We start from the raw sequence: 23,320 nt of genomic DNA, 5'->3' as shown, positions 1-23,320 counted from the left end.
ATCGCTACAGCAGACGCAACAGCAGTTCGACCCTTGCCTGCACCGGCGTCAGCGCGCCGGCGGAGGGGAGTCGCGATGCCGAGCCGTCGATCAGACTCCCCCGCGCGACGCGGCCCGCGCGCAGCACGGCGATGCCCGCCTCCTGCGCACGCAGCAGTGCCGATTCGAGCGAGGACGACAAGGTGCCGTTGCCGGTACAGGCCGCCACGAAACCGCGCGTGCCCGACGCGAGCAGAGCATCGACGATGCGACCATCGGCACCGACGTGATTCATCACGATATCGACGCACGGCCAGTCAGTGCGTTCCAGGCCCGCCACCCCGCGCGGGGTTCCGGCAGGCCAGTCACGCAGGCGACGCAAAGCGCCTTCCTCCATGTAGCCGAGCGGCCCGGCATCGCCGGAATCGAAGGCGTCGAGCCGGTAAGGATGGATCTTGCGCACCTCGGCGCCGGCATGCACCTGCCCGGCCATGCAGACCAGCACACCGCGCGCCTCCGGCATCGCGGCGAGATGCAGCGCATCGAGCAGGTTCTGAGGGCCATCCGCCGCCAGCGAGGTGGCCGGCCGCATCGCCGCGGTGAGCACGACCGGGCGCGAAGGCGCGAACACGCGGTGCAGGAAATAGGCGGTTTCCTCCAGCGTGTCGGTTCCGTGCGTGATCACGATGCCGGCGACGTCCGCGCGCGCAAGATGATGCGCAACGCGCTGTGCCAGACGGCGCCAGATATCGAAGGACATGTCGCGCGAATCGATCTGCGCGATCTGCTCGGTTTCAAGCCGCGAATCCGGCTGCGCCGGCACACCGGCGACGAGATCGTCGACCGCCACGCGGCCCGCCTCGTAGCCGACATTGTCTCCAGCCTGGCCAGCCAGTCCGGAAATGGTGCCGCCGGTACCCAGAATGACGATGCGCTTCATCGATGGAAACAGTGCGGATAACCGCTGCATTCTCGCGACCGCGCGCCCCCCGTGCAAGGCATACCGCTCGCGGCGCCGTGACGACACGGGATGTGCAGGTCCGCAGGCTTGCGACACAATGCGGCTTCACGCCCCGAACGGATCACGCACCGATGCGCCTGCTGTTCTTCTTCGCCGCGCTGGGCTTCGCCATACTTGGCATGTCCGGCGTCACGCTGAGCCTGCTCAACCTGATCGACGACAGCCAGACCGGCGGCTGGTCGCTGGGGCTTTCGCTGCCGATGGCGGCGGTTGGCGCCGGCGGCTTCCTGTACTGCCTGGTACGCGTCATCCGCGGCGTAAGCGGCGACGCCACGACCAAGGGCGAGCGCTGAGCACACATGGATGGGGCCGATAGCGAAAGAAAACCGGACCCGGAAAGCAAAACGGGCCGCAGAATGCGGCCCGTCCTGAGCGTCTGGTGGGTTGTGAGTGGCTCGAACACTCGACCTACGGATTAAGAGTCCGCTGCTCTACCAACTGAGCTAACAACCCGGAAATCTTTTTATTCGCAACTTTTCTCGGCCCACCGTGTGGTGGGTCGGGCGAGACTCGAACTCGCGACCAACGGATTAAAAGTCCGCTGCTCTACCGACTGAGCTACCGACCCTCGCCTTGCGAAGAGCGCGGACTATAGGCGAGCGTCACGGGTCTGTCAACCCGCACACCGCCTCACTCGCGCATCATCCACCACAAGGTCAGCTTCATCGTCAGTGCGCAGCCGGCGATCATCGACAGCAGTGCAAGGAAAGATCCGAACGCCAGCGTGGATACGCCGGTGATGCCCTGTCCTATCGTGCAGCCGAGCGCGAGTACCCCGCCGATGGACATGAGCGCGCCGCCCACGCCATGGCGCACAAGGTCGCCGGCATTGCGGAAGAACTCGATGCGGAAACGGCGGCTGACGAGCGCGTAGAGGAAGGCGCCGACGATCACGCCGGCCAGCGCCATGACCCCGAAGTTGATCAGCGACGTATTGCCCGGGTCGGCCAGATAGCGGGCGGTATCGGCCATCGGCGCGACGAAGGTGTAGGACTGCGCTTCGACCCGGCTGGGCACCACTTCGCTGAATTCGGCAAATTCCTTCCAGGCGGCCGCGCGCGGGCCGGCGGTGAGCCACCAGCCGAGCAGCACGGCGACACCGAAACCCAAGCCGCCGGCAAGCTGGTCCGGATTGCGTCTGAATTCCGCCGAACTGAAAACCCACAGCGCGAGCGCGCCGGCAAGCAGCCAGGGCAGCACGGCGTGGGTGCGCGCCGCATCGATGCCAGCAAGACCGGCAAGGATTGCGGACAAGGACTGACTGCTCATGCCCGACGGTTCCAGCGGCACGGTGAACTCATGCGTCCAGCCGAACACCGCGTGATTGAAGTCGGTGTAGTTCATCAGATAGGCGAAGCCGCCGGCCACGACCAGCACGAACAGCGATTTCAGGTTGCCGCCGCCGATGCGCACAAGTGTCTTGTTGCCGCAACCGCTGGCCAGCGTCATGCCGACGCCGAACAGCAGGCCGCCTGCAATATTGCGCAGCCAGGCGAGCTGGGGCGCGCGGTAGGCGGGGTAGGTGGTGGTCAGATCGATCACCCCGCCCGCTTCCATCGCCGCCACGCCGGCAATCGCGGTGGCCACCGCCAGCATCCACGAACGCATGCGGCCCAGGTCGCCCATGTTCACCCAGTCGGATACCGCACCCATGGTGCAGAAGCCGGTGCGTGCGGTCAGCGCGCCCAGCGCCACCGACACCGCGAACACGGCGGCGAGCGTTTCGGTATGTATGTTCAGTTCCGTCATTGCGGTTCAGCCAGTTTGTGATCGCAGGCACGATGCGGACGCGCCCGGGTTTCCGCGCCCCGGGGCGGGCAGCGGCCGCCCCTTGCGCAGACCGGGGCCCCGCCACTCAGCAATAGCGCGTGGGATCGGACAGCCCGGCTGCCGCAAAACCTTCCCGCCGCAGCCGGCAGGAATCGCACAGGCCGCAGGCGCGGCCTTCATCGTCGGCCTGATAGCAGGACACGGTCAGGGCGTAATCGACTCCGAGCTGCGTGCCGGCACGGATGATACCCGCCTTGGTGAGACTGATCAGCGGCGCGTGAATGGAGAGCTTCGCGCCCTCGACCGCCGCCCTGGTCGCCAGATTGGCCATGGCTTCGAAAGCGCGGATGTATTCCGGGCGACAGTCCGGATAGCCGGAGTAATCGACCGCATTCACACCGCAGAAAATGTCGTTCGCGCCCAGCACCTCGGCCCAGGCGAGCGACAGCGACAGCATGATGGTGTTGCGCGCCGGAACATAGGTGACCGGAATGCCCGCTTCGAGGCCGCCGGTCGGCACGTCGATCGCACTGTCGGTGAGCGCCGAGCCACCGAAAGCGCGCAGGTCGAGTGCGATCGTGCGATGACTGGCGGCACCCAGCGCCGCGGCGACCCGCTCGGCGGCCACCAGCTCGGCGCGATGCCTCTGGCCGTAATCCAGCGACAGGCAATAGCACGCGTAGCCGTCGGCGCGCGCCATCGCGAGCACGGTGGCGGAATCCAGCCCGCCTGACAGCAGCACGACGGCGCGGCGCACGCTCACTTCTTCTGCGCCATCTGCTTGAGCCGCTGGCGCGCGGTATCTGCCGAAGAAGTGCCGGGATACTGGGCCACCACGGTATCCAGCGTCTTCTTCGCGCCCTTGACGTCGCCCTGAACCTGCTGCGTGTTGGCCAGACCCAGCAGCGCCTCCGGCGCCCGCGCGTCATCCGGCCACTGCACCTGCACCTGCCGGTACAGTTCGGCGGCCCGCGAATAGGCCTTGGTCTGGAACGCGGCGCTGGCCGCCCAGTAATGGGCCGCCGGCAGGAAGCTGCTCGCCGGCCAGGTCTTGATGAAGCTCTCGAACGCCACCTGGGCCTCGGCGTACTTGCCCCCCTTGAGCAGGTTCAGCGCCGCCTCGTAATCGCGCGATTCCGCGGCGGGATCGACTGCGGGCTGAGCCGGCTGGGCCGCCGCCGCGGCGGCAGTGCTCTCGACCGCGCGCAGCCGGTTGTCCAGGTCCAGATAGAAGTCCTTCTGCCGCTTGGTAGCGGCTTCCAGCTCGTAGGTGAGCACCTCGACCTGGCCCCTCAGTTTGGCGATTTCACCCTTCAGCGCCTCGATCTGGTTGTTCAGGTCGATCTGCACGCGCTGCGCCTGCTCGACCTGGCCATCCAGCTTGCCGAGCCGGTTCTTCGTCTCGGCGCGCAGGTCCTCGATGCGCTGGCGCGCGACCTCGTCATCGAACAGCGCAGCCCGCGCCGGCGCCGCGACCAGAAACAGCGCGGCGAGCGCAGCCGCGACACCGGTGCGGGCCGACATCAGTATTCACCCGAATAGAGGATTTCCGAACGGCGGTTCTCGGCGTAGGACTCTTCATCGGTGCCGGATGCGCGCGGCTTTTCCTCGCCCAGGCTCACCGCTTCGAGCTGCGCCTCGTTCACGCCCAGCAGCATGAGTGCACGCTTGACCGCCTCGGCGCGCTTCTGGCCCAGCGCGAGGTTGTACTCACGCGAGCCGCGCTCGTCGGTATTGCCCTGGATGAGCATCCTGAACTTCGGGTTGGCGACCAGGAACTTGGCATGCGCCGAAATCAGGCTGGCATAGCTGTCCTTGATCGCGTAGCTGTCGTAGTCGAAATAGATGATGCGCTTGGACAGCGGGCTGTTCGGGTCCTTCAGCGATGCCAGCAGGGCTTCTTCCGGCGTCATCTGCTTGCCGGTGACTTGGGACGGCTGGACCGCGCTGCCGGTCGGACCGGACGGCGTCGCCGGGCTCTTGTCTTCGGTCGGAGCGGCCGGCTGTTCCGGGCCGGTGGACGAGCAGCCGGCCAGCACGGCCAGCGTCAGTGCAGCGATCGTAAGCTTGGTGGTGGTGCGCATGATGAAAGGCCTCTCCGAGGAAGTGCCGACAGTGCGTCGGCTGGTGATCAAGGTTGATTGAACGGACCCCAGGCCGGCTCGCGGACATCGCCGCCCGCCGATCCCGACAGTTTCTGCTTGACGCGGCCATCGGCCGATACCGCCGACAGCACGCCCCGACCGCCGATTTCCGATGCATACAGGATCATGCGGCCATTCGGTGCGAAGGACGGCGATTCGTCGCGCGACGATTCGGTCAGTATCTGGGTCTGACGCGTCGCCAGGTCCATCACGGCGATCTGGAAACGGCCGCCATTGCGGGTGACGTAGGCCAGCGTCTTGCCGTCTGGCGACAGGCGCGGCGTCACGTTGTAGCCACCTTCGAAGGTGACGCGCTCGGCATTGCCGCCGCCGGAGGGCACGCGATAGATCTGCGGGCTGCCGCCGCGGTCGGACGTGAAATAGATATGGGCGCCATCGGGCGAGAACTGGGGCTCGGTGTCGATCGCGCTGGAACTGGCCACGCGGGTGAGACCGCTGCCATCGACATTGATGGTGTAGAGCTGCGAGGAACCATCCTTGGTCAGCACGACCGCCAGCCTCTTGCCGTCCGGCGCCCAGGCCGGCGCCGAATTCGAACCCTTGAAGTTGGCCACCACGGTCTGCACGCCGGTGGCCAGCGAATGTACGTAGATGATGGGCTTCTTGGCCTGGAAGGACACATAGGCCAGGCGTGTGCCATCCGGCGACCAGGCGGGCGAAATGATGGGCTCGGTCGAGCGCAGCGCGATGCGCGGATTCTGCCCGTCGGCGTCATCCACCTTCAGTTCGTAACGACCGGCGCTCTTGCTCACGTAGGCGATGCGGGTCGAGAACACCCCCTTCTCGCCGGTGAGCTTCTCGTAGATGAAATCGGCAATGCGATGGCCGGTCTCGCGCATGGTGGCCGATGCAAACACGAAAATCATGCCGTCCGGCTTGCCCTGCCGCGCGATGTCATACAGGCGCATGCGGATTTCGTAGCGACCGCCGGGGGCCGGCACGATGCTGGCCAGCGCGAGCGCATCGGCGCCGCGCTCCTTCCACTGAGTCAGATCCACCGCGGCATTCTCGGCCACCTGTGCCGGGCCCGGGTCGACCAGCTTGAACAGCCCGCTGCGTTCGAGGTCGGCGCGCACGATGCCGGTGAGGGCCTGCGGCAGCAGGCCTTCGCCGGCGAAATTGGCGATGGCCACCGGAATGCGGTTGGCGCCGGCGCCGGTGATTTCGACCGTAAGCTGGGCCCAGGCGCCGTGCGCGACGAACAGACATGCAGCCAGCAGCCATCTGAAATGCTTGATCATCGAATCCCTTCCCTGAATGTCCATCGGTTCCGCCTAAGGTTCAAGCGGCCTGAAAATGAGTTCGACATTGCGCTCGAAAGCCGCTGGGTCCTCCGGCTTGGGCAGCGGCGACGACTTGACGATGGCACGCAGTATCGCCGCATCAAGCGCAGCATTGCCGGTCGATCGCTTCATGCGCGGCTCGCCGACCACCGAACCATCCGGCAACAGCGAAATCGACACCAGCGCCTCGGGCTGGCCGCTCACGCCCGGCGGCAGCACCAGATTGCCGCGCACCTTGGCGCTGATGCGGCCGGCCCAGCTGTCGCGCGCCTTGCTGCGCGCGCCATCGGCGGCAAGCCGGGCGATCAGGTCGGCTTCCTGCGCCGCCTGGCGGCGCATCTGCTCTGCGTTCTCGCGCGCGAGCGACTCCTTCATCAGCTTTTCCTGCAGCGCCTGTTCGATGCGCGGATCCGGTCGGGGCGGCACGGGCGCCTTCGCCTCCGGCTTTTTCTCGACCTTGGGTTCCGGCTTCGGTTCCGGTTTCTTCTCGACCCTGGGTTCGGGCCGTTTTTCAACCTTGGGCTCGGGCTTGACCTTGGCAGGCTCCTTGATGACGATATCCGGCTTGGGCGGCGGAGGCGGCGGCGGTTCGACCACCGGCTCCGGCCGCTTCTCGATTGCCGGCTCCGGCGGAGGCGGCACCGGGGCTGGCGCGGGCGCCTCGACTGGCGGCAGGCTGCCCACCAGTTCGACCTGCACTGCCGCAGGCTTGCGGGTCTGCCAGCTCACGCTGTAGTACAGGAAAAGGCCGAGCAGCACATGCATGCCGACCGCCAGCGCGGCGGACTGCCATTTACCCGGTTGCGGCCGTTTCAGCGCGAAGTCGTGCATCAGCGCGCGGGCCCTGTCGGCTGGCCGGTCTGCACCAGCAGGCCGATGCGGGTGAATCCATTGTTCTGCAGCGCATCCATCACGCGCAGGATGTCCTCGTAGCGCGCGGCCTTGTCACCGGCCACCACGATGTTGCGCGGGGCGTCACCCTGCATCTCGCGCAGGCGCTCGACCAGGCTGTCGCGGCTCACCGCGGTTTCCTTGCTGCCGCGATCGCGGTCGCGCAGCGCCAGCTTGCCGTCCGCCTTGACGATCACCTCGATAGGCTGAGCCGGCGTCTGCGACGACTTGCCGACGCTGGGCAGCTCGATGCTGCCGGTCGGCGTAGCCTGCGGCGCCACCATGAAGATGACGAGCAGCACCAGCATCACGTCGATATAGGGCACGACGTTGATCTGGTTCATCATGCGGCGCTGTCTTCTCATGGTGGCTTACCGGGTCTGGCGCTGCAGGATGTTGGAAAACTCCTCCATGAAGCTTTCCCAGCGGATGGAAATGCGGTCGATGTCGTGCGCGAAGCGGTTGTAGGCCACCACCGCGGGAATGGCGGCAAACAGGCCGATGGCGGTGGCGACCAGTGCCTCGGCGATGCCGGGCGCCACATGGCTCAGCGTCGCCTGGCCGACATTGGACAGTCCGCGGAAGGCATTCATGATGCCCCACACGGTGCCGAACAGACCGATGTAGGGGCTGACCGAACCGGTGGATGCCAGGAAGGCGGTGTGCGATTCCAGTTCGTCCACTTCGCGCTGGTAGGTCGCCCGCATCGCGCGTCGCGCGCCATCGACAATGGTGGCCGCATCGAGATTGGGACGCGCGCGCAGCTTGGTGAATTCACGATAGCCGGCTTCGAAGATGCGCTCCATGCCACCCGCGTTGTGACGGTCGTTCGCCGCACTCTGGAACAGCGCATTCAGGTCACCGCCGGACCAGAACTCGAGCTCGAACTTGTCGGTACGCAGCCGCGCATCGCGGATCGCGAAGAACTTGCGGAAGATCCAGTACCAGCTGATGAACGAAATGGCCAGCAGCAGGCCCATCACCAGCTGCACCAGCAGGCTGGCGTGCGCGACAAGCGAAATGATGGAAAGGTCTTCGGTGACGTTCATGAATGTGTGCGGACGGGTTGGATGTGGGGATGCAGACGTTCGCGCAGCGCTGCCGGCACGGCGATCGGCCTGAGCGTGGCTGCATCGATGCAGACCACGCCGACCGTGCCCTCGAGCAGCAGTTCCTCGCCGCGGAACACCTGCTGTTCGAAATCCAGCACGCTGCGCCGGTTCGCCCGGACGATGCTGCGCACCTCCAGTGCATCGTTGAAACGCGCGGGCTTGAAATAAGTGCACTGCACCGTGCGCACGACGAAACCTATGCCCTGTCCTGCCAGCTCAACCTGGTCGACACCGAGCGCGCGCAGCCATTCGGTGCGCGCGCGCTCAAGGAAACGCAGATAGTTCGCGTAATAGACCACGCCGAAGCTGTCGGTGTCTTCGTAATAGACGCGCACCGGCCAGCGGAACACCGGCGCGTCCTGCGCAGGAGAGGTCATGGCGCCCGATTTTACCCGAGGCGACCGTCAGTCTTGGCGCACAGCAGCAAAATCCGCCGGAAAACGAATGTAAGCGCGCATGTGAGGCGCCGCCGCTGCGACGCAGGCGTCGTGCTCGCGTCACAGCCTGTCCAGATTCTGCAGCAGTTCGCCAGCCTTGTCGCGCACAGCCGCGCGCTCGGCATCGCCCAGTCTGGCGAGATTCTTCGCCATCAGGGCGGTGCGCGGGTTGGCCGCCAGGCTGGCTTCGTTGCGATCGACGAAATGCCAGTACAGCACGGTGACCGGGCAGGCCGCATCACCGCTGCGCAGCGTCGGACGGTAGCGGCAACCGTCGCAGTAGTTGCTCATGCGCTGGATGTAGGCGCCGCTGGCGACATAGGGCTTGCTGGTGAAGCGGCCGCCATTGGCGTACAGCGTCATGCCGGCCACGTTGGGCAGTTCCACCCATTCCACCGCATCCACGTAGACCGCGAGATACCAGTCCTCGACCTGCTTCGGGTCGATGCCGGCCAGCAGCGCGAACTGGCCGGTCACCATGAGGCGCTGGATATGGTGGGCGTAGCCATGGCGGAGCGTCTGGCCGACGACCGCCTTCATGCAGGCCATGCCGGTGTCGCCGGTCCAGTACCAGCGCGGCAGCGCGCGCGTGTGGCCATAATGATTGGCTTCGCGCAGTGCCGGCATGTCCAGCCAGTACATGCCGCGGACGAACTCGCGCCAGCCCAGCACCTGGCGCACGAAGCCCTCGACCGACTGCAAGGGGAGGTTTCGCTCGCGCCAGGCGGCGAGCGCCGCATCGATCACTTCGCGCGGAGACAACAGCTTGAGGTTCATCGCGGCGCTGAGCCGCGCATGCCACAGCCACGGCTGCCCGGTCCACATCGCGTCCTGGTGCGGGCCGAACAGATCCAGGCGATGGGCGATGAAGTCCTCCAGCGCCTGCAGCGCATCCACACGCGTGACCGGCCAGTCGAAATCGACCGCCGATCCGGGGTGGCCGGCGAAACGCGCCGACACCTCGTCCATGACCCGCCGCGTCAGCGCATCAGGCGTAAAGCGGCGCGGCGGCGGCACCGGACCCGGACCACGGCGCCCGAAGCCGCTGCGATTGTCGGCATCGAAGTTCCAGCGCCCGCCGACCGGCTCTCCATCCTCCATCAGCACGCCATGGCGCTCGCGCATCATGCGGTAGAAGAATTCCATGCGCGGCTGCCTGTAGCGGGCGGCCCAGCGCGCGAAGTCGCCGCGCCCGATCATGAAGTGCAGGTCCTCGCGCAGATCCAGCGCCAGCCCGAGGCGCCCGCACATGTCGCGCAGGCCCTGTTCCAGCCACCACTCGCCCGGCTCCACGACGATCAGGCGCTGCGGCATGTCCGCCCGCAGCCGGTGCTCAATGACATCGAGCAGGTGGTCACCACCCTCACCGCTCCCCGGCAGCGCGCGATAGTCGACCTGCCAGCCGCGCGCGCGCAGCGATGCCGCGAAGTGGCGCATCGCGGACAGGAACAGCACGATGCGGGCAGGATGGCTCCAGATGCGGGTCGATTCGCCCGCCGCCTCCACCATGAGTACGCGGTCGGCCCCGGGGTCGAAGCCAGCAAAGGCCGTCGAATCAACATCGAGCTGGTCGCCCAGCACAAGCACGATATTGCGCGGATCAGCCATCTGCGCGACCCTTGCGTCGACAGGCCTGCGAGCAGTACCTGACCTGCCCCCACGTGTTGCGCCACGCGCGACGCCAGCTCATCGGCCGACCGCACGCCATGCAGGGCTTGCTCGGCAGACTGGATTTGTTGCCCCGGAACGGGGTCTTGCGATCATGGGACATCACACCTCCGCAGGCTTTCGCGACGCAGACCGGAATCGCGGCAGCGGGTTCCGCCTCGCTACGGTGCATTCAGGATTGCTGCTGGGCGGACGTTGATGCCAGCCATGGAAGGGACACCATGAAACAGGCGCCGATTCCCGAGCGCGAGGATGAACGGCTGAGTGCGCTGCGGGCGATGGCGGTGCTGGACACGCCCCCCAGCCAGGCCTTTGACGACCTGACCCGGCTGGCCAGCGCGCTGTTCGATCTGCCGATTGCGCTGGTGAGCCTGGTCGACAGCGACCGGCAGTGGTTCAAGTCGGTACAGGGGCTGTGCATCAGCAGCACCCGGCGTGATCAGGCCATGTGCGCCCGCACCCTCGTCGCGCGCGACGGGCTGATGGTCGTGCCCGATCTGGCGCTGGACGAACGCTTTGCCGACACCGAACTGGCGCGCGCGCATGGCGTGCGTTTCTACGCCGGCGCCACGCTGTACAGCCCGGATAGTCATGCGCTGGGTGCTTTCTGCGTCATGGACAGACGACCGCGCCAGCTGGACCCGGCGCAGCAGGAGCTGCTGCGCGCGCTGGCGCGCCAGGCACAGGCGCAGCTGCAGCTCGTGCTGAGGCTGGACCAGTTGCACACGCTGGCGAGCGAACTTCACCTGCGGCAGCAAATACTGGAACAACGGTGCGTGGAACTGGAAAACGAAGCCAGCACCGATGCGCTGACCGGGGTCGGCTCCCGCCGGGCGGCCGAGGACAGACTCCGTCACGAATGCGCGATCGCGCAGCGGCTGAGGCTACCCTTTTCGCTGTGCCTGATCGACGTCGATCACTTCAAGAAGGTAAACGACCGGTACGGCCATCCTCACGGGGACGAGGTGCTCAGGCAGGTCGCCTCGCTCATCGCCGACGCGGCGCGGAGCACGGATTACATTGGACGCTGGGGTGGCGAGGAATTCATCGCGCTGTTGCCGAACACCGATCAGGGCGGTGCGCACGCGATTGCCGAACGGATACGCCGGCGGGTCGAGAACGGCGACTGGGACAGACCCGAGGCACTCACGGTCAGCGTCGGACTGAGCACATTCACCGCCCGCCAGCCAGGCGCGGAACATCTGATCGGTCTGGCCGACGCGGCGCTCTACCGGGCCAAGGCGGCCGGGCGCAACCGCATCGAAGCCGCCGCCACACCGGGAGACGGCTGACCGGATGCTCACGGCGCGATCAGTCGCGCCTTCATCGCATCGGTCATGTCCATCGATCCATCGACGTCCACGCGCAGGGCCATCGCCACGCCCATGCGCTGCGCCAGCGCATGCCAACCCTCCCGGCCGACGATGAACAGCGGCTTGCTGTCCGCATCCGAGCGCGCGCCGGCATCCGGCGCCGCCGGCATGAGCACGGTGAGCGACTGCGTGTGGCGCACCGGCTCCGCCGTGCGCGGGTCGATCAGATGGCAGTAGCGCTCGCCATCCATCTCGAAGTAGCGCTGATAGTCGCCCGATGTACCGATGGCTTCACCGTCGTGCAGTTCTACCGTGGCTAGCGCCTCGGGCTTGCGGGGATGCTGGATGGCAATGCGCCACGGCTTGCTTCCCTTGGCGCCGACCGCCATCACATTGCCACCGATATTGATGAGCGCACAGCACAGGCCACGCGCGCGCACCAACGCGGCCGCGCGATCCAGCGCATACCCCTTGGCGTAGCCGCCGAGATCGAACTGCACCGCACGGTTGCGGCTGGTGAGCCGGGCTCCGCCCTCCGGCTTGGCTGCGATATCGATATCGGCCATGCTCGGGCGCGCCGCCAGCCAGCGCTCGCGGAAAGCCGGATCGGGACGGTGCGGCACGAATTCGTCGGCATGGAAGCCCCAGGCGGCGATGAGCGCGCCGGCCGCCGGGTTGAACAGTTGTTCGCCGCGCGCTGCCTCGGTCTGTGCGCCGCGCAGGATGGCGGCCATTTCGGCATCGATATCGACCGCCTGCCCATCGGCGATGGCCCGGTTGATACGCGTCAGTTCCGACGGCTGCCACGCATGCAACAGCCGGTGCAGCCGGTCGAATTCCCGCAGCACCTCGCCCAGCGCCTCGCGCGCGACGGCGCGGTCGGCGCCATACACCACCACTTCGACACGGGTGCCGAACACGAAGGATTCCTGCCGCTCGACCTGCTCGCGGCTGCCGCACCCGGCGGCCAGCGCACACAGCAGGCACAGCGCGACGCGGAACATGCGGCCCATGTCAGCAGGCAGCGGCGCGCTCCAGCGCATCCACGAACATGGAAGCGACGTCGAAGCCGGTCTGCTCGGTGATTTCGACGAAACAGGTGGGACTGGTGACATTGATTTCGGTGAGCCGGTCGCCGATCACATCCAGCCCGACCAGCAGCAGGCCGCGCGCGGCCAGTATCGGCCCGAGCCGGCGCGCGATCGCCAGATCGGCGTCCGACAGCGGCTGCGCGACGCCGCGACCGCCGGCGGCGAGATTGCCGCGCGTCTCGCCCGCCTTCGGAATGCGTGCCAGGCAATAAGGCACCGGTTCGCCGGCGATCAGCAGCACGCGTTTGTCGCCGTGGATGATGTCCGGAATGTAGCGCTGCGCCATCAGGGTGCGCGCGCCATCCTCGGTCAGCGTTTCGATGATCACATTGCGGTTGGCGTCATCGGCGCGCACGCGGAATATCCGTGACCCGCCCATGCCGTCGAGCGGTTTCAGTATCGTGTCACCGTGCGCGTCGATGAAGGCGTTGATGGCGAGCCCGTCACGCGACACCAGGGTGGGTGCGATCAGATCAGGGAACTCGCAGATCGACACCTTCTCCGAATGATCGCGTATCGCGCGCGGATGGTTGAATACGCGCGCGCCATCGGCGGCAGCGCGTTCGAGCATCCAGGTCGCGGTGATGTATTCGAAATCGAAGGGCGGATCCTGACGCATCAGCACGGCGTCGAACGCCCGCAGCGCGCAGGTCGCGCTTTCCTGCTCCAGGTACCACGCGTCGCCGTCAAGCTGCGGCAGGATGCGCACCGCCCCGGCGCTCACCGCGTCGCCGTGCAGGCTGAGCGCGCCGCGCTGCACGGTCCAGATCTGGTGGCCGCGGCGCGCTGCTTCACGCATCATGGCGATGCTCGAATCCTTGGCCGGCTTGAGCGCATCCAGCGGATCGACGATGAAGGCCAGACGCAGGCTCATCCTCTCACTTCCGCCTCGAGTGCCTGTTCCGCCTCGCTGAGCGGCAAACCGCGTTCCAGTTCCAGGCTGGCCGCCAGCAGCGCCAGCCTGGCCACCACGCCATAAGCGTAGAAGCGGTTGGGCGGCGCATCCGGCGCGCAGCCGGGATCGGGCATGGAACAGCAGGATTCGAACGCCAGCGGCTTGAAATGCATGCCCGGCGCGTTCAGGTTCTCGTCGATGCCGCGCTCGCCATGCACGCGGTAGAAGCCACCGACCACATAGCGATCCATCATGTACACCACGGGTTCGGCAGCGCCGCCATCGACGCTTTCGAAGGTGGGCACGCCTTCCTGGATCATGACCGAACTGACCTCCAGGCCTTCCTTGACCACCGCCATCTTGTTGCGCTGCTTGCGGTTCAGCCCGACCACCTCGGACGGATCGCGCACCGTCATGATGCCCATGCCGTAGGTGCCGGCATCCGCCTTCACGATGACGAAAGGTTCATGGTCCACGCCGTGCTGCGCGTACTTCTCGCGGATGCGTGCCAGCAGCGCACCGACGCGCGTCGCCAGGCACTCCTCGCCCGCGCGCTCCTGGAAGTTGATTTCGCCGCACACGTCGTACAGCGGGTCGATCACCCACGGGTCGATGTCCATCACCGCCGCGAACTGGCGGGCAATCTCGCTGTAGGCCTCGAAATGCTGAGACTTGCGGCGCGTGGTCCAGCCGGCGTGCAGCGGCGGAATGAAGGTCTGCTCGTTCACATCGCGCAGCAGATCCGGCACGCCGGCGGACAGGTCGTTGTTGAGCAGGATGGCGCAGGGGTCGAATCCCTCCACGCCGAGGCGCCGACCGCCGGCCAGCCTGACCAGCGGTTCGACCGTCAGCGTCTGGCCGTCGCCCAGATCGAGAGGCGTCGGGCCGGCAAGGTCGGGAATCAGGCTGCCGATGCGCACGTTCAGCCCGGCCAGCTTGAGTATGTGGGCCAGCCGCGCCACATTGCGCAGGTAGAACAGGTTGCGCGTGTGGTTCTCCGGCACCAGCAGCAGGTTGCGCGCTTCCGGGCACAGCTTTTCCACCGCGGTCATGGTCGCCTGCACGCACAGCGGCAGGAATTCCGGGTTCAGGTTGTTGAACCCGCCGGGAAACAGATTGGTATCGACCGGTGCCAGCTTGAAGCCGGCATTGCGCAGATCGACCGAGGCGTAGAACGGCGGCGAATGGTCCAGCCACTGGGCGCGGAACCATTGTTCGATATCGGTCTGGCGTTCGAGAAAGCGGCTTTCCAGCGCGAGCAGCGGGCCGGTGAGCGCGGTCGTCAGGTGAGGCACCATGGGCGTGAGCGGTCGCGATCCGCGGTGATATTCGGGCCCGCGGATTCTACACCTGGGCCGGGACGTGCTTTCCGCTCCGGTACAATTGCGCCTTCCCTGCGCATCCGCGCATGTCCCGCCCTGTGAGTTCCCCATGCTGTCCGCTTCAAACATCACCATGCAGTTCGGCGCCAAGCCGCTTTTCGACAACGTCAGCATCAAGTTCGGTGACGGCTTCCGCTACGGCCTGATCGGCGCCAATGGCGCCGGCAAGTCCACCTTCATGAAGATACTGGCCGGCGTGCTGGAGCCGACCGCGGGCAATGTGTCCCTCGATCCGCACGAGCGCATGGCCTTCCTGCGCCAGGACCAGTTCGCCTACGAAGATGAGCGGGTGCTCGACGTGGTCATGATGGGCCATGCCGAAATGTGGGCCTGCATGAAGGAAAAGGACGCCATCTACGCCAATCCGGAAGCAAGCGAGGATGACTACATGCGTGCCGCCGAACTGGAAGCGCAGTTCGCCGAATACGACGGCTACACCGCCGAATCGCGCGCCGGAGAGCTGCTGCTGGGCGTGGGCATCCCGACCGAACAGCACAACGGACCGATGCGCGAGGTCGCGCCGGGCTGGAAGCTGCGCGTGCTGCTGTGCCAGGCGCTGTTCGCCAATCCGGACATCCTGCTGCTGGACGAACCGACCAACAACCTGGACATCAACACCATACGCTGGCTCGAGAACACGCTGAACGAGCGCAACAGCACCATGGTGATCATCAGCCACGACCGCCATTTCCTGAACCAGGTGTGCACCCATATGGCCGACCTGGATTACGCCACGATACGGCTGTATCCGGGTACCTGGGACGATTACATCGAGGCGTCGACCCAGGCACGCGAGCGCGCCGCCGCGGCGAACGCCAAGGCCAAGGAAAGAGTGGCCGAACTGCAGGGCTTCGTGCGCCGTTTCTCGGCCAACAAGTCCAAGTCCAAGCAGGCCACCTCGCGGCTGAAGATGATAGACAAGATCAAGATCGAGGAATTCAAGCCCAGCTCGCGCCAGTACCCCTGGATACGCTTCGAATACGACGCGAAGGACAAGCTGCACCGCCAGGCGGTGGAGCTGGAGAACGTGGTGTTCGGCTACGAGAGCGGGCCGCAGATCCTTAAAGGCTTCACCGCCACCTTCGACGGCGGCGACCGGGTGGCCATCATCGGCGAGAACGGCGTCGGCAAGACCACTTTCCTCAAGCTGCTGGTGGGCGAGCTGCAGCCACAGCATGGCGCGATCAAGTGGGCGGAAAAGGCCCGGCTGGGCTATTTCGCGCAGGACCATTCGGCCGATTTCGACAGCGACGCGAACCTGACCGACTGGATCAGCGGCTATGTGCGCGAGGGCGGCTACGAGGGCGACGACGCGATCACGCTGGTGCGCGGCACGCTCGGCCGCCTGCTGTTCGGCGGCGACGACGTGAGGAAGTCGGTGCGCGTGCTGTCCGGCGGCGAACAGGGCCGCATGATGTTCGGCCGTCTCATGCTGCAACGCAAGAACGTGCTGCTGCTGGACGAGCCGACCAACCACATGGACATGGAATCGATCGAATCGCTCAACGCCGGCCTCGATGCCTTCGAAGGAACGCTGTTCTTCGTGTCGCACGACCGCGAATTCGTGTCCTCGCTGGCCACCCGGGTCGTGGAAATCCGCGGCAACGGCGACATCATCGACTACCGTGGCGGCTACGAGGACTACCTCGCCAGCCAGGGTATCGAGGGTTGATGAGATGAAGGCCCCCGGGCTCTTCGCGTATCGACGTGACTGCGATGGCTGACAACTGCCCCCTCTGCGACGACCTGCCCGGCCACCACTGGCTGTGGCGGGACGACCGGCTGCGCGTGATCGACGCGCGCGAGCCGGATCATCCGGCCTTCCTGCGCGTGATCTGGAACGCACACGTGAAGGAAATGACCGATCTGGCGGACGCCGACCGCCAGCACCTGATGCAGGTCGTTTTGCAGACGGAAAGCGCGGTGCGCGACATCAGCCAGCCGGACAAGATCAATCTGGGCAGCCTTGGCAATCGCGTGCCTCATCTGCACTGGCATGTGATCGGCCGCTGGGCGGACGATGCGCACTTTCCGGATTCGGTGTGGAGCGCACGGCAGCGCGAGGGCGCGGCGCGCCCGCGCATTCCGTCGGCGCTCTGGCGGACCGCGCTGCTGGCGCGGCTGGGACTGCCGACGGTGCCGGTGAGCGATGCGCTTGCCGCAGCGTACGAACACAGCGACTACGCGATATCGCTGCCCGATGGCGAGGCGGTGGTGCACGCCGGCAGCCCGACGCCGATGCTGGACCGCTGGCTGACCACGCAGCCGGTGCAGCAGTGGGCGCTGCTCAGCGCGGCCAACCCATGGTCGTCCCGCTGTGACGAGGCCGACAACCGCCACGCACTCGCCGCGCTGCGTGCATTGCTCACGCAGCGCGGGCTTGTCGTGCTGGACGGCGAAAACCGCGCACCGGAAGGCGGCTGGAGAGAAGCGTCGCTGCTGTGCGCCGGGCTGACGGCGGACGATGCGCTGCGCATCGGTGCCGCCTTCGGCCAGAACGCTGTGCTCACCGGCGAGGCAGGCGAAGTCGCCCGCCTGCGCTGGTGCGTCCGTCGCAGCGGCGACTGATTCAGGCTGAACGCATGCGGTGTCGGGCCACACCCGCCACCGCCACCAGTCCGGACAGCAGCATCGCGACGCGGGTCGGTTCGGGCACCGCTGCCGTGATGCCCAGACGGTAGCTGGGGTTGCTGAGCGAGTTGTCGGTACCGGACACGGTCACCAGGAACTGCGTGCCGCTGGCGAACGGGAATGCGCTGCTGCCACCGCCGGTGAACGGCCCCCAGGCGAACGTGAGATTGCGCCCGAAACTGCCGACGATTTCCGTTCCATTGAGGAGGACGGACAGCGATGCGCGCGAGCCCAGCCCGAGATTGCTGAAATCCAGCGTGAAGTCGACCGGCTCGCCGACCACGAAGCTGAAGCTGTCGGCGAAACTGCCGGCGCTTTGCTCGAACTGCAGCGTTTCCCCCAGTTCCACCACCCCGAGATCGACGATTTCCGCCATTGCAGGTGAAGCGAGGGCACATGACAGGCCGGTACCCAGCAAGGCCGCACGAATGAGGTTATGCATGACAAGCTCCTTCGAATGAGAGGTGAATGAAAGCGGATGCTTTCATCACGCATCTACGGAGCGGTCGTGGAAACAGAGGCGGACACAGGGAGCGCGCCGCGCGACCGGTGTGACGCAGTTCCGGATTCGCTACCAGAGCTTGACGCAGTGGCCGCGCAGCGCGAACCGCGCAGGGTCGGGCAGATCGGGAATATTGCCGGCCGCTTCGATCGACACCGCCAGTTCGGCCACATTGGCGAGCAGCTTTTCCGAGGTATCGGCCAGCGTGACCCGTTGCTTGGCCTGTGGCTGCAGCGTGCCGAGCCGGAACGGATGCCCCTGTTTCGGCAGGGCCCACAGCACCGCGACCTGTCCTTCGGACAGCACCGGCGCATGCAGGAACTTGACCCCCAGATCGCGACCGTGCCGCCGCGAAGACGCCAGAGCGGCCGGACGGCCGTCGCGATCCAGCAGCAGCCCGACATAGCTGGCCGGCAGCACCGAATGCTCCGGCAGTTCGGGTGCCTGCCCGCGTTCCGGCAACGGACCGACGATGGACACCGTCAGCAGCACACCAAGTGCGAAACCGAGGGCGGGACGCAGCCATGCGCGCCAGCCGGCGGCGGCACCGACTCCTGCGGTACGGCGCTCGATCTCGCGCCACACGCGCGGAGCGGGCTTGACCGGCGGCACGACGGCCGCCAGACGCGCCGAATGCGCCTCCCATACGTGCAGTGCGTGTGCCGCCGCATCGCTGCGCCGCGCCAGTTGCAGGAAACGGCGGCGCGCACGCGGGCTCAGCGTGCCGAACACGCAGGCCGCTGCCAGCCGGTCCAGCAGATCGGGATTGTCATATCTCACGACAGCGGCTCCATGCAGCGACGCAGCCGCTCGAGCCCGCGCCGCAGCCACGCCTTCACGCTGCCGACCGGCGCGCCGAGATGGCTGGCCAGTTCGGCGTGCGACAGACCGTGATAGCAGGCCAGCGCGAGACACTGACGCTGGGGACCCTCTATCTGGTCGATGCAGCGGCGCAGATGCAACGCATCAGCCGCCCGTTCCAGCAGGCCGAGAGGCGTGGGTCGCTCATCCGCGGATGCCGCACCCTCGTCCTCCTCTTCCAGCGCCTCGGTCGGGCGCGACGCTTCTGCGCGCAACAGGTCGAGCGCACGATTCCGGACCACCGCAGTCATCCAGGTCATGGGCCGGCTCGCCTGCGGGCGATAGCTTTCAGCGCGGAGCCAGATGCCGGTAAAGGCGTCCTGCAGCACGTCTTCCGCCAGATCGCGGCGCCGCAGCAGGCGCAGCGCCACACCGAGCAGCGGCGGCGCGCAGGCGTCGTAGAGCTGGCGGAATGCTGCGCGGTCGCGCAGTGCTACGCATGCGAGCAGATATTCCAGGTGAGCGGGATCCGGCATGGCCGCATCATGCCATGTTCATCGAGCGGGCGGATCAGTAGCCATCCGGCCGGTAGTTCCCTGCAGCGGCTGGCGCGGCACCGCTGCGGATCACATGCCATACGCCCTTCACGCCATCGCCGGCGCTCTCCCCGGGCCGCTGGTCACCGGCATAGAAGTACAGCGGCCGTCCGCGCAACGCCCACTGCCGACGGCCGTCATCACGCGTGAACAGTGCGTACTCGCCCACCGGACGGGCGTCCGCATCGGCGGTAAAGGGCGGCCACAGCGCGGCGCACGCGTCCGTGCACCGACTGCGCGCTTCGCTGTCCTTGTCGAACACATAGAGCACGCGTCCGGCAGCATCGGTCAGCAGACCCGCGGCATCGACCACCGGTTGCGCCAGCGCGGCGCCCGACAATGACGCCAGGCACAGGGCGAAGTTGAGCATGGGGGAGTTCATGGTGAATCTCCTCGTCTGACAGGATGAACGTGGCGGACAGGTGTCCGCCTTCCCGCATGTACGTACGCGGCGGCCATCCGGAGGCAGTGCAGGGAGCGGATGGCGACTGCGCACCTGACCCGGCACCGACCGCCGCCGTGCGGGCTGAAGCACCCCGTGACTGTCAAACAGCTTGTCACCCCCGCTTTTCCGACGCACGCAGGGTGGTCCTTGAACATAGAATGAGCAATCTCCAAGTCAAACGGCCTGCCGTCTCGAATGTTCCATTTCGGTCTTCCAGCCACCTCGACGCAGACACGTCCGGATTTCGTCGATGCGCGCGGCGCGCGCGAGTGGCTGACGGAACTGGATTCAAACCAGCCGCTTCCGGCGCAAGCGAAGCTGGTGGGCCAGCTCAACCTGTTGAATCGCTTCGTCGTGCCGGCGGTCGAGCGCCTGCGCATGGTCGAGGAATTGCGACCCGCGGTGCTCGCGGTACAGGCGAACACGATCGTCCGTTTCGCCGGCCGCCCGTTGCCGCTGGCCAACAGCGAACGTGCCGCGCTGGATGCCAACCAGAGCCTGTGGGACACCCTGGCCACGGCCTACCTGCACTGCCTGTCCGCCGCACTGGACGGCGACGGCAAGGTGGTCGGCCAGACCGCGCTCATCGCTCATCGCGCGCTGAGCGCGCTGGCCTGCATGCAACTCGATGCGCTGCGCGCGGCCCACGTTCCGGCCGCGGGATACTGGCGACGCGTACATGCCTGCTTTCTCGCCGCCGACAGTCTTGCCGCGAGCGAGCGCCGCATCCGCGACGAAGTGATGCACGAAGAACGGCCCACCGCCGTGCGTGCGGCCTACGTGCTGTGCGTGCTGCTGAATGTGGCCAGCCCGTTCGGGCTGAATCACCGGCAATTGAAGATACTGTTCCGCTGGCTGGGGAAATGGTCGGGCAAGGTGGAAACAAGCCTTTCGCCGGTCGCCGGATCCGCTCTGCCCCCGCTGATGGTGGATCTGAACGCCGACGACCCGGTAGCGCGTGCTCCACAGGCGCACAGCCGCATGCGCTGGCTCATCCTGGACGAGTTCGCGCACACGGTGCGCAAACGTCTCCTTCTGCTCGCGCAGGGCGAGGCGCCGGCGACCCTGCGCTTGGGCGAGGAGTTGAGCCCGTCCCAGGCCAACAGACTGCTGCGCCATCTGCATGGCCACTGCTGCCGGGGCGGACTCACGCGTACCGAGGCACGCCGTCCGGTCCGGCGCAGTGCTGCGGTGGTCATCGGCATGGATGGGGTGCTGCGGCTGCTGGCCGGCGGCACCGCGCCGGATGCTGCAACAGCGCCGGACAGCTCCTCGCCTGCCGCGATCGAAACCTGGCAGATCGTCGACGACAGCGCGACCGGCCTGCGTCTGACCCGGCGTGCCAGCGGTGACGGCACGCGCATCGGCCTGGGCATGCTGGTGGCGGTGAGGCCGGATGACGCCGCACAGTTCATGCTGGCCCACGTGTGCTGGACCATGGCCATCGACGGCGATCTGAACATGGGCATCAGCCTGCTGGCCGGTACACCGACGGCGGTCGACATTGCACGCACGCCGGACGGTGAGGGTGTGCAGTTCTCGCGGGCACTGCTGGTGCCCCGGGTCGAACGGGTCGGCCAGCCGGAATGTGTGGCGCTGCCCAGTGGCTGGTATCGCAAGTCGCGCGACATCGTGCTCGGCGGTGACGGCCTGCGGCGACGGGTGAGACTGGCGGAGTCGCTAGAGCGCGGCAGCGATTTCGATCTTGCCCGCATCGAATCGCTTTCATGAGCGCACCCACACTGAATTACCGCGACGCGGCGCAATGCATGACCTTGATCGCCGAACTGCCGCTGACCAATGTGCCGCGTGTGCGCGACACACTTACTCGCATGTTGTACGGCTTGCGCCAGACTTCGCCCGCCAGCGTCGACTATCTGTCGGTCCTGGAAGCGATGCGCGCACCCATGCATTTCCTTCAGGAAAGCCTGGGCAAGCGCTACAGCAGCCGGCCGGTCGCTCCGGGCGGCAGCGAGGACGCCGTATTGCGTCAGGTGGTCGCACTCTGGCTGGCCATGGCGCAGGCCTACGCACAGGCTGCCGAGAATGCCGGTGCGCTGCCGCTGGACGACGGCCGGCTGGCGCTGGTGTGCCAGCGCTGCGTGCTGTATGCGGGCCGCGCCGTGCTGGAGTACTTCCGTGCACGCCGCGCGCCGCCGCGCGGACTGTGGCTGGATCTGCACGGCTACTACGGCAGCGCCGAGGAATGGGGGCTGGCGCTGCAGCCGGTGGCGGACAGCCTGAAGGAAGGCGGCCACCCGCAAAGCGCAGCGGAGGCCTACTGCACGGTGCTGCTGGTCGATCTGGCCAATCCCTACGGGCGCAGTCCACGCGAATTCGAGTGGGTGTGCCGCTGGTCAGACCAGTATGCCGGCCTGACCGAAATCATGCCGGTGTTCGGCGGCACCGATGCCCGGACCTATGCGGTGGACCTGAACCAGGACTGCGGCGCCAAACCGCTGGAAGTTTTCCAGCGCACGCCGCATCTGCGCCGGCTCGGCGCATCGCGGCTGGCCAACGAGATCGAACGCGTGATCGCCGGTCTGAAGAAGGGCCTGTCGCCCGAAACGCTCGGACTGGGTGCCGATTGTCATCCGGTGTCGGCCGGCCGCCTGCTGCTCAACCTGTACAAGCCATGGTGTCATGCCGCCAATCCGCGCCGCGTGCAGCGCAGGCAGGGGAGCGGGGACATCGACATTGCGCTCACGACCGAGGCGATGCACTACTTCATCGCCGGCGAGGAATTCGTGCAGCCACCGGCAGCGCGCGTCTACAGCCACAGCGACTTCCTCGACATCGCCACCTTCGGCGAACGTGCCACCGAAGGGGGCGGCCTGGTGCTGCGCCAGGCCGGCGCGCGTGCCCGCTATCCTGCACAGCGCTGGACCATGCTGGATCACAGCGTGATGGGCTACCGCCTGCTCGCGCCGGCCGATGCACCGGCCATCGAATATTCGCAGATGCTGGCCGTGTTCGGCCCTGACGCCGAACACTGGCGCCTGGCCCGCGTGTCCTGGCTCATGTATGACCACGATGGAAGGCTGAGTACCGGGCTTTACGTACTGCCCGGGGTGCCGCGCGCCGTGGCTGCGCGCCCGATGCCGGAAGAGGGGCAGGCGGCCGAGCGCTTCGCGCGCGCCTTCGTGCTGCCGGCGGTCCCGCTGATGGGCGAGGACGCCACGCTGGTGCTGCCGCGCGGCAGCTTCATCCCGGAACGCGTGATGGAAGTGTTCATGACCGGCCGCCTGCGGCGCCTGAGACTGCATGCACTGCACAGCTTCGGGATCAATTATGAGCGCATCACCTTCGCCGATGCCGCGGCGCCCGCCTGATGCGTC

General features: G+C 66.8%; 25 protein-coding genes and 2 tRNA genes. 6 read left to right on the top strand and 21 right to left on the bottom strand.

The genetic code is table 11. From position 1 onward, the window contains the following. Positions 1–4 precede the first annotated feature (4 nt). Positions 5–949, bottom strand: coding sequence for an asparaginase (locus tag A3Q7_RS0114965; protein ID WP_232417995.1), 945 nt, complete (start codon positions 947–949; stop codon positions 5–7). 122 nt (positions 950–1,071) lie between these two features. Here A3Q7_RS0114965 and A3Q7_RS0114960 point away from each other — a divergent pair, with 122 nt between their 5' ends. Further along, positions 1,072–1,293 (top strand): hypothetical protein, encoded by a 222-nt coding sequence (locus A3Q7_RS0114960; protein ID WP_018412711.1) that lies wholly within the window; start codon positions 1,072–1,074, stop codon positions 1,291–1,293. Between the two features lie 84 nt (positions 1,294–1,377). Here A3Q7_RS0114960 and A3Q7_RS0114955 read toward each other — a convergent pair. The 13 genes from A3Q7_RS0114955 to A3Q7_RS21305 all read right to left on the bottom strand — a co-directional run bounded on the left by A3Q7_RS0114955 (position 1,378) and on the right by A3Q7_RS21305 (position 10,429). Next, positions 1,378–1,453: transfer RNA gene (locus A3Q7_RS0114955), tRNA-Lys, on the bottom strand. Positions 1,454–1,492: 39 nt separating this feature from the next. Next, a tRNA-Lys gene (locus A3Q7_RS0114950) sits at positions 1,493–1,568 on the bottom strand. 62 nt (positions 1,569–1,630) lie between these two features. Continuing rightward, entirely contained in the window at positions 1,631–2,749 is a 1,119-nt protein-coding gene (locus A3Q7_RS0114945; RefSeq protein WP_018412710.1) for a YeeE/YedE family protein, read from the bottom strand. Between the two features lie 106 nt (positions 2,750–2,855). Beyond that, positions 2,856–3,533, bottom strand: coding sequence for a 7-cyano-7-deazaguanine synthase QueC (queC, locus tag A3Q7_RS0114940; protein WP_018412709.1), 678 nt, complete (start codon positions 3,531–3,533; stop codon positions 2,856–2,858). Then, positions 3,530–4,294, bottom strand: a complete 765-nt coding sequence (ybgF, locus tag A3Q7_RS0114935; RefSeq protein WP_018412708.1) for a tol-pal system protein YbgF — start codon at positions 4,292–4,294, stop codon at positions 3,530–3,532. The genes queC and ybgF overlap by 4 nt, the downstream gene beginning before the upstream one ends. Further along, entirely contained in the window at positions 4,294–4,854 is a 561-nt protein-coding gene (gene pal / locus A3Q7_RS0114930; RefSeq protein ID WP_018412707.1) for a peptidoglycan-associated lipoprotein Pal, read from the bottom strand. The genes ybgF and pal overlap by 1 nt, the downstream gene beginning before the upstream one ends. Positions 4,855–4,901: 47 nt before the next feature. Further along, a complete protein-coding gene (gene tolB / locus A3Q7_RS0114925; RefSeq protein WP_018412706.1) occupies positions 4,902–6,176 on the bottom strand; it encodes a Tol-Pal system beta propeller repeat protein TolB in 1,275 nt (424 codons plus the stop codon). Between the two features lie 33 nt (positions 6,177–6,209). Next, positions 6,210–7,049: an energy transducer TonB gene (locus A3Q7_RS0114920; protein ID WP_018412705.1), complete on the bottom strand. Its 840-nt coding sequence runs from the start codon at positions 7,047–7,049 to the stop codon at positions 6,210–6,212. Then, complete coding sequence (locus A3Q7_RS0114915) at positions 7,049–7,456, bottom strand: ExbD/TolR family protein (protein WP_018412704.1); 408 nt, start codon at positions 7,454–7,456, stop codon at positions 7,049–7,051. The genes A3Q7_RS0114920 and A3Q7_RS0114915 overlap by 1 nt, the downstream gene beginning before the upstream one ends. Before the next feature lie 24 nt (positions 7,457–7,480). After that, positions 7,481–8,158, bottom strand: coding sequence for a protein TolQ (gene tolQ / locus A3Q7_RS0114910; RefSeq protein ID WP_018412703.1), 678 nt, complete (start codon positions 8,156–8,158; stop codon positions 7,481–7,483). Beyond that, on the bottom strand, positions 8,155–8,598 hold the full coding sequence (gene ybgC, locus A3Q7_RS0114905) for a tol-pal system-associated acyl-CoA thioesterase (protein ID WP_018412702.1): 444 nt from the start codon (positions 8,596–8,598) through the stop codon (positions 8,155–8,157). Before ybgC ends, tolQ begins: the two co-directional genes overlap by 4 nt. Before the next feature lie 120 nt (positions 8,599–8,718). Beyond that, a complete protein-coding gene (locus A3Q7_RS0114900; protein ID WP_018412701.1) occupies positions 8,719–10,266 on the bottom strand; it encodes a cryptochrome/photolyase family protein in 1,548 nt (515 codons plus the stop codon). Continuing rightward, the gene (locus tag A3Q7_RS21305) at positions 10,259–10,429 is read right to left on the bottom strand and encodes a DUF2256 domain-containing protein (protein ID WP_077231366.1); all 171 of its coding nucleotides are present in this window, start codon (positions 10,427–10,429) and stop codon (positions 10,259–10,261) included. The genes A3Q7_RS0114900 and A3Q7_RS21305 overlap by 8 nt, the downstream gene beginning before the upstream one ends. A gap of 118 nt (positions 10,430–10,547) precedes the next feature. Between A3Q7_RS21305 and A3Q7_RS0114895 the strand changes: the two genes are divergently transcribed. Beyond that, on the top strand, positions 10,548–11,618 hold the full coding sequence (locus A3Q7_RS0114895) for a GGDEF domain-containing protein (protein WP_018412700.1): 1,071 nt from the start codon (positions 10,548–10,550) through the stop codon (positions 11,616–11,618). 8 nt (positions 11,619–11,626) lie between these two features. Here A3Q7_RS0114895 and A3Q7_RS0114890 read toward each other — a convergent pair whose 3' ends face one another. Genes A3Q7_RS0114890 through gshA form a run of 3 tightly spaced genes read right to left on the bottom strand, consistent with a single transcriptional unit; the run spans position 11,627 to position 14,923 of the window. Continuing rightward, on the bottom strand, positions 11,627–12,652 hold the full coding sequence (locus A3Q7_RS0114890; RefSeq protein ID WP_157278209.1) for an FAD:protein FMN transferase: 1,026 nt from the start codon (positions 12,650–12,652) through the stop codon (positions 11,627–11,629). A 1-nt stretch (position 12,653) separates the two neighbouring features. Further along, a complete protein-coding gene (gene gshB, locus A3Q7_RS0114885; protein ID WP_018412698.1) occupies positions 12,654–13,604 on the bottom strand; it encodes a glutathione synthase in 951 nt (316 codons plus the stop codon). After that, on the bottom strand, positions 13,601–14,923 hold the full coding sequence (gene gshA, locus A3Q7_RS0114880) for a glutamate--cysteine ligase (protein ID WP_018412697.1): 1,323 nt from the start codon (positions 14,921–14,923) through the stop codon (positions 13,601–13,603). The genes gshB and gshA overlap by 4 nt, the downstream gene beginning before the upstream one ends. 133 nt (positions 14,924–15,056) lie before the next feature. Here gshA and A3Q7_RS0114875 point away from each other — a divergent pair, with 133 nt between their 5' ends. Beyond that, on the top strand, positions 15,057–16,679 hold the full coding sequence (locus A3Q7_RS0114875; RefSeq protein WP_018412696.1) for an ABC-F family ATPase: 1,623 nt from the start codon (positions 15,057–15,059) through the stop codon (positions 16,677–16,679). Between the two features lie 44 nt (positions 16,680–16,723). Then, a complete protein-coding gene (locus A3Q7_RS0114870) occupies positions 16,724–17,575 on the top strand; it encodes a DUF3293 domain-containing protein (protein WP_018412695.1) in 852 nt (283 codons plus the stop codon). A gap of 1 nt (position 17,576) precedes the next feature. Here the strand turns inward: A3Q7_RS0114870 and A3Q7_RS0114865 are convergent, their stop codons facing one another. The 4 genes from A3Q7_RS0114865 to A3Q7_RS0114850 form a co-directional block, all read right to left on the bottom strand. Beyond that, a complete protein-coding gene (locus A3Q7_RS0114865) occupies positions 17,577–18,080 on the bottom strand; it encodes a PEP-CTERM sorting domain-containing protein (protein WP_026224875.1) in 504 nt (167 codons plus the stop codon). 129 nt (positions 18,081–18,209) lie between these two features. Further along, complete coding sequence (locus A3Q7_RS0114860) at positions 18,210–18,920, bottom strand: anti-sigma factor (protein WP_018412693.1); 711 nt, start codon at positions 18,918–18,920, stop codon at positions 18,210–18,212. After that, positions 18,917–19,477 (bottom strand): sigma-70 family RNA polymerase sigma factor, encoded by a 561-nt coding sequence (locus A3Q7_RS0114855; RefSeq protein ID WP_018412692.1) that lies wholly within the window; start codon positions 19,475–19,477, stop codon positions 18,917–18,919. The genes A3Q7_RS0114860 and A3Q7_RS0114855 overlap by 4 nt, the downstream gene beginning before the upstream one ends. Before the next feature lie 34 nt (positions 19,478–19,511). After that, a complete protein-coding gene (locus A3Q7_RS0114850; RefSeq protein ID WP_232417994.1) occupies positions 19,512–19,919 on the bottom strand; it encodes a COG4315 family predicted lipoprotein in 408 nt (135 codons plus the stop codon). A gap of 258 nt (positions 19,920–20,177) precedes the next feature. On the opposite strand from A3Q7_RS0114850, the gene A3Q7_RS0114845 reads away from it, so the two are divergent. Both A3Q7_RS0114845 and A3Q7_RS0114840 read left to right on the top strand, forming a co-directional pair. Beyond that, positions 20,178–21,713: a hypothetical protein gene (locus A3Q7_RS0114845; protein ID WP_018412690.1), complete on the top strand. Its 1,536-nt coding sequence runs from the start codon at positions 20,178–20,180 to the stop codon at positions 21,711–21,713. Next, positions 21,710–23,314, top strand: coding sequence for a hypothetical protein (locus A3Q7_RS0114840; RefSeq protein ID WP_018412689.1), 1,605 nt, complete (start codon positions 21,710–21,712; stop codon positions 23,312–23,314). Before A3Q7_RS0114845 ends, A3Q7_RS0114840 begins: the two co-directional genes overlap by 4 nt. Positions 23,315–23,320: the final 6 nt, after the last annotated feature.

The organism is Methyloversatilis thermotolerans (genome assembly GCF_000372885.1).
Classification (GTDB): domain Bacteria; phylum Pseudomonadota; class Gammaproteobacteria; order Burkholderiales; family Rhodocyclaceae; genus Methyloversatilis; species Methyloversatilis thermotolerans.
The sequence above is the reverse complement of the archived record's forward strand: the minus strand, read 5'-3'. Positions and strand labels throughout refer to the sequence as shown.

Bases quoted from the DNA above. Each gene is read 5' to 3' on its own strand.
- A3Q7_RS0114875 (WP_018412696.1), top strand. From the start codon at position 15,057: ATGCTGTCCGCTTCAAACATCACCATGCAGTTCGGCGCCAAGCCGCTT.
- A3Q7_RS0114920 (WP_018412705.1), bottom strand. From the start codon at position 7,049: ATGCACGACTTCGCGCTGAAACGGCCGCAACCGGGTAAATGGCAGTCC.
- tolB (WP_018412706.1), bottom strand. From the start codon at position 6,176: ATGATCAAGCATTTCAGATGGCTGCTGGCTGCATGTCTGTTCGTCGCG.
- gshB (WP_018412698.1), bottom strand. From the start codon at position 13,604: ATGAGCCTGCGTCTGGCCTTCATCGTCGATCCGCTGGATGCGCTCAAG.
- A3Q7_RS0114855 (WP_018412692.1), bottom strand. From the start codon at position 19,477: ATGCCGGATCCCGCTCACCTGGAATATCTGCTCGCATGCGTAGCACTG.
- tolQ (WP_018412703.1), bottom strand. From the start codon at position 8,158: ATGAACGTCACCGAAGACCTTTCCATCATTTCGCTTGTCGCGCACGCC.
- pal (WP_018412707.1), bottom strand. From the start codon at position 4,854: ATGCGCACCACCACCAAGCTTACGATCGCTGCACTGACGCTGGCCGTG.
- A3Q7_RS0114915 (WP_018412704.1), bottom strand. From the start codon at position 7,456: ATGATGAACCAGATCAACGTCGTGCCCTATATCGACGTGATGCTGGTG.
- A3Q7_RS0114845 (WP_018412690.1), top strand. From the start codon at position 20,178: ATGTTCCATTTCGGTCTTCCAGCCACCTCGACGCAGACACGTCCGGAT.
- A3Q7_RS0114900 (WP_018412701.1), bottom strand. From the start codon at position 10,266: ATGGCTGATCCGCGCAATATCGTGCTTGTGCTGGGCGACCAGCTCGAT.
- A3Q7_RS0114965 (WP_232417995.1), bottom strand. From the start codon at position 949: ATGCAGCGGTTATCCGCACTGTTTCCATCGATGAAGCGCATCGTCATT.
- A3Q7_RS21305 (WP_077231366.1), bottom strand. From the start codon at position 10,429: ATGTCCCATGATCGCAAGACCCCGTTCCGGGGCAACAAATCCAGTCTG.
- A3Q7_RS0114945 (WP_018412710.1), bottom strand. From the start codon at position 2,749: ATGACGGAACTGAACATACATACCGAAACGCTCGCCGCCGTGTTCGCG.
- A3Q7_RS0114840 (WP_018412689.1), top strand. From the start codon at position 21,710: ATGAGCGCACCCACACTGAATTACCGCGACGCGGCGCAATGCATGACC.
- ybgC (WP_018412702.1), bottom strand. From the start codon at position 8,598: ATGACCTCTCCTGCGCAGGACGCGCCGGTGTTCCGCTGGCCGGTGCGC.
- A3Q7_RS0114960 (WP_018412711.1), top strand. From the start codon at position 1,072: ATGCGCCTGCTGTTCTTCTTCGCCGCGCTGGGCTTCGCCATACTTGGC.
- A3Q7_RS0114870 (WP_018412695.1), top strand. From the start codon at position 16,724: ATGGCTGACAACTGCCCCCTCTGCGACGACCTGCCCGGCCACCACTGG.
- A3Q7_RS0114850 (WP_232417994.1), bottom strand. From the start codon at position 19,919: ATGAACTCCCCCATGCTCAACTTCGCCCTGTGCCTGGCGTCATTGTCG.
- A3Q7_RS0114890 (WP_157278209.1), bottom strand. From the start codon at position 12,652: ATGGGCCGCATGTTCCGCGTCGCGCTGTGCCTGCTGTGTGCGCTGGCC.
- A3Q7_RS0114865 (WP_026224875.1), bottom strand. From the start codon at position 18,080: ATGCATAACCTCATTCGTGCGGCCTTGCTGGGTACCGGCCTGTCATGT.
- A3Q7_RS0114895 (WP_018412700.1), top strand. From the start codon at position 10,548: ATGAAACAGGCGCCGATTCCCGAGCGCGAGGATGAACGGCTGAGTGCG.
- gshA (WP_018412697.1), bottom strand. From the start codon at position 14,923: ATGGTGCCTCACCTGACGACCGCGCTCACCGGCCCGCTGCTCGCGCTG.
- ybgF (WP_018412708.1), bottom strand. From the start codon at position 4,294: ATGTCGGCCCGCACCGGTGTCGCGGCTGCGCTCGCCGCGCTGTTTCTG.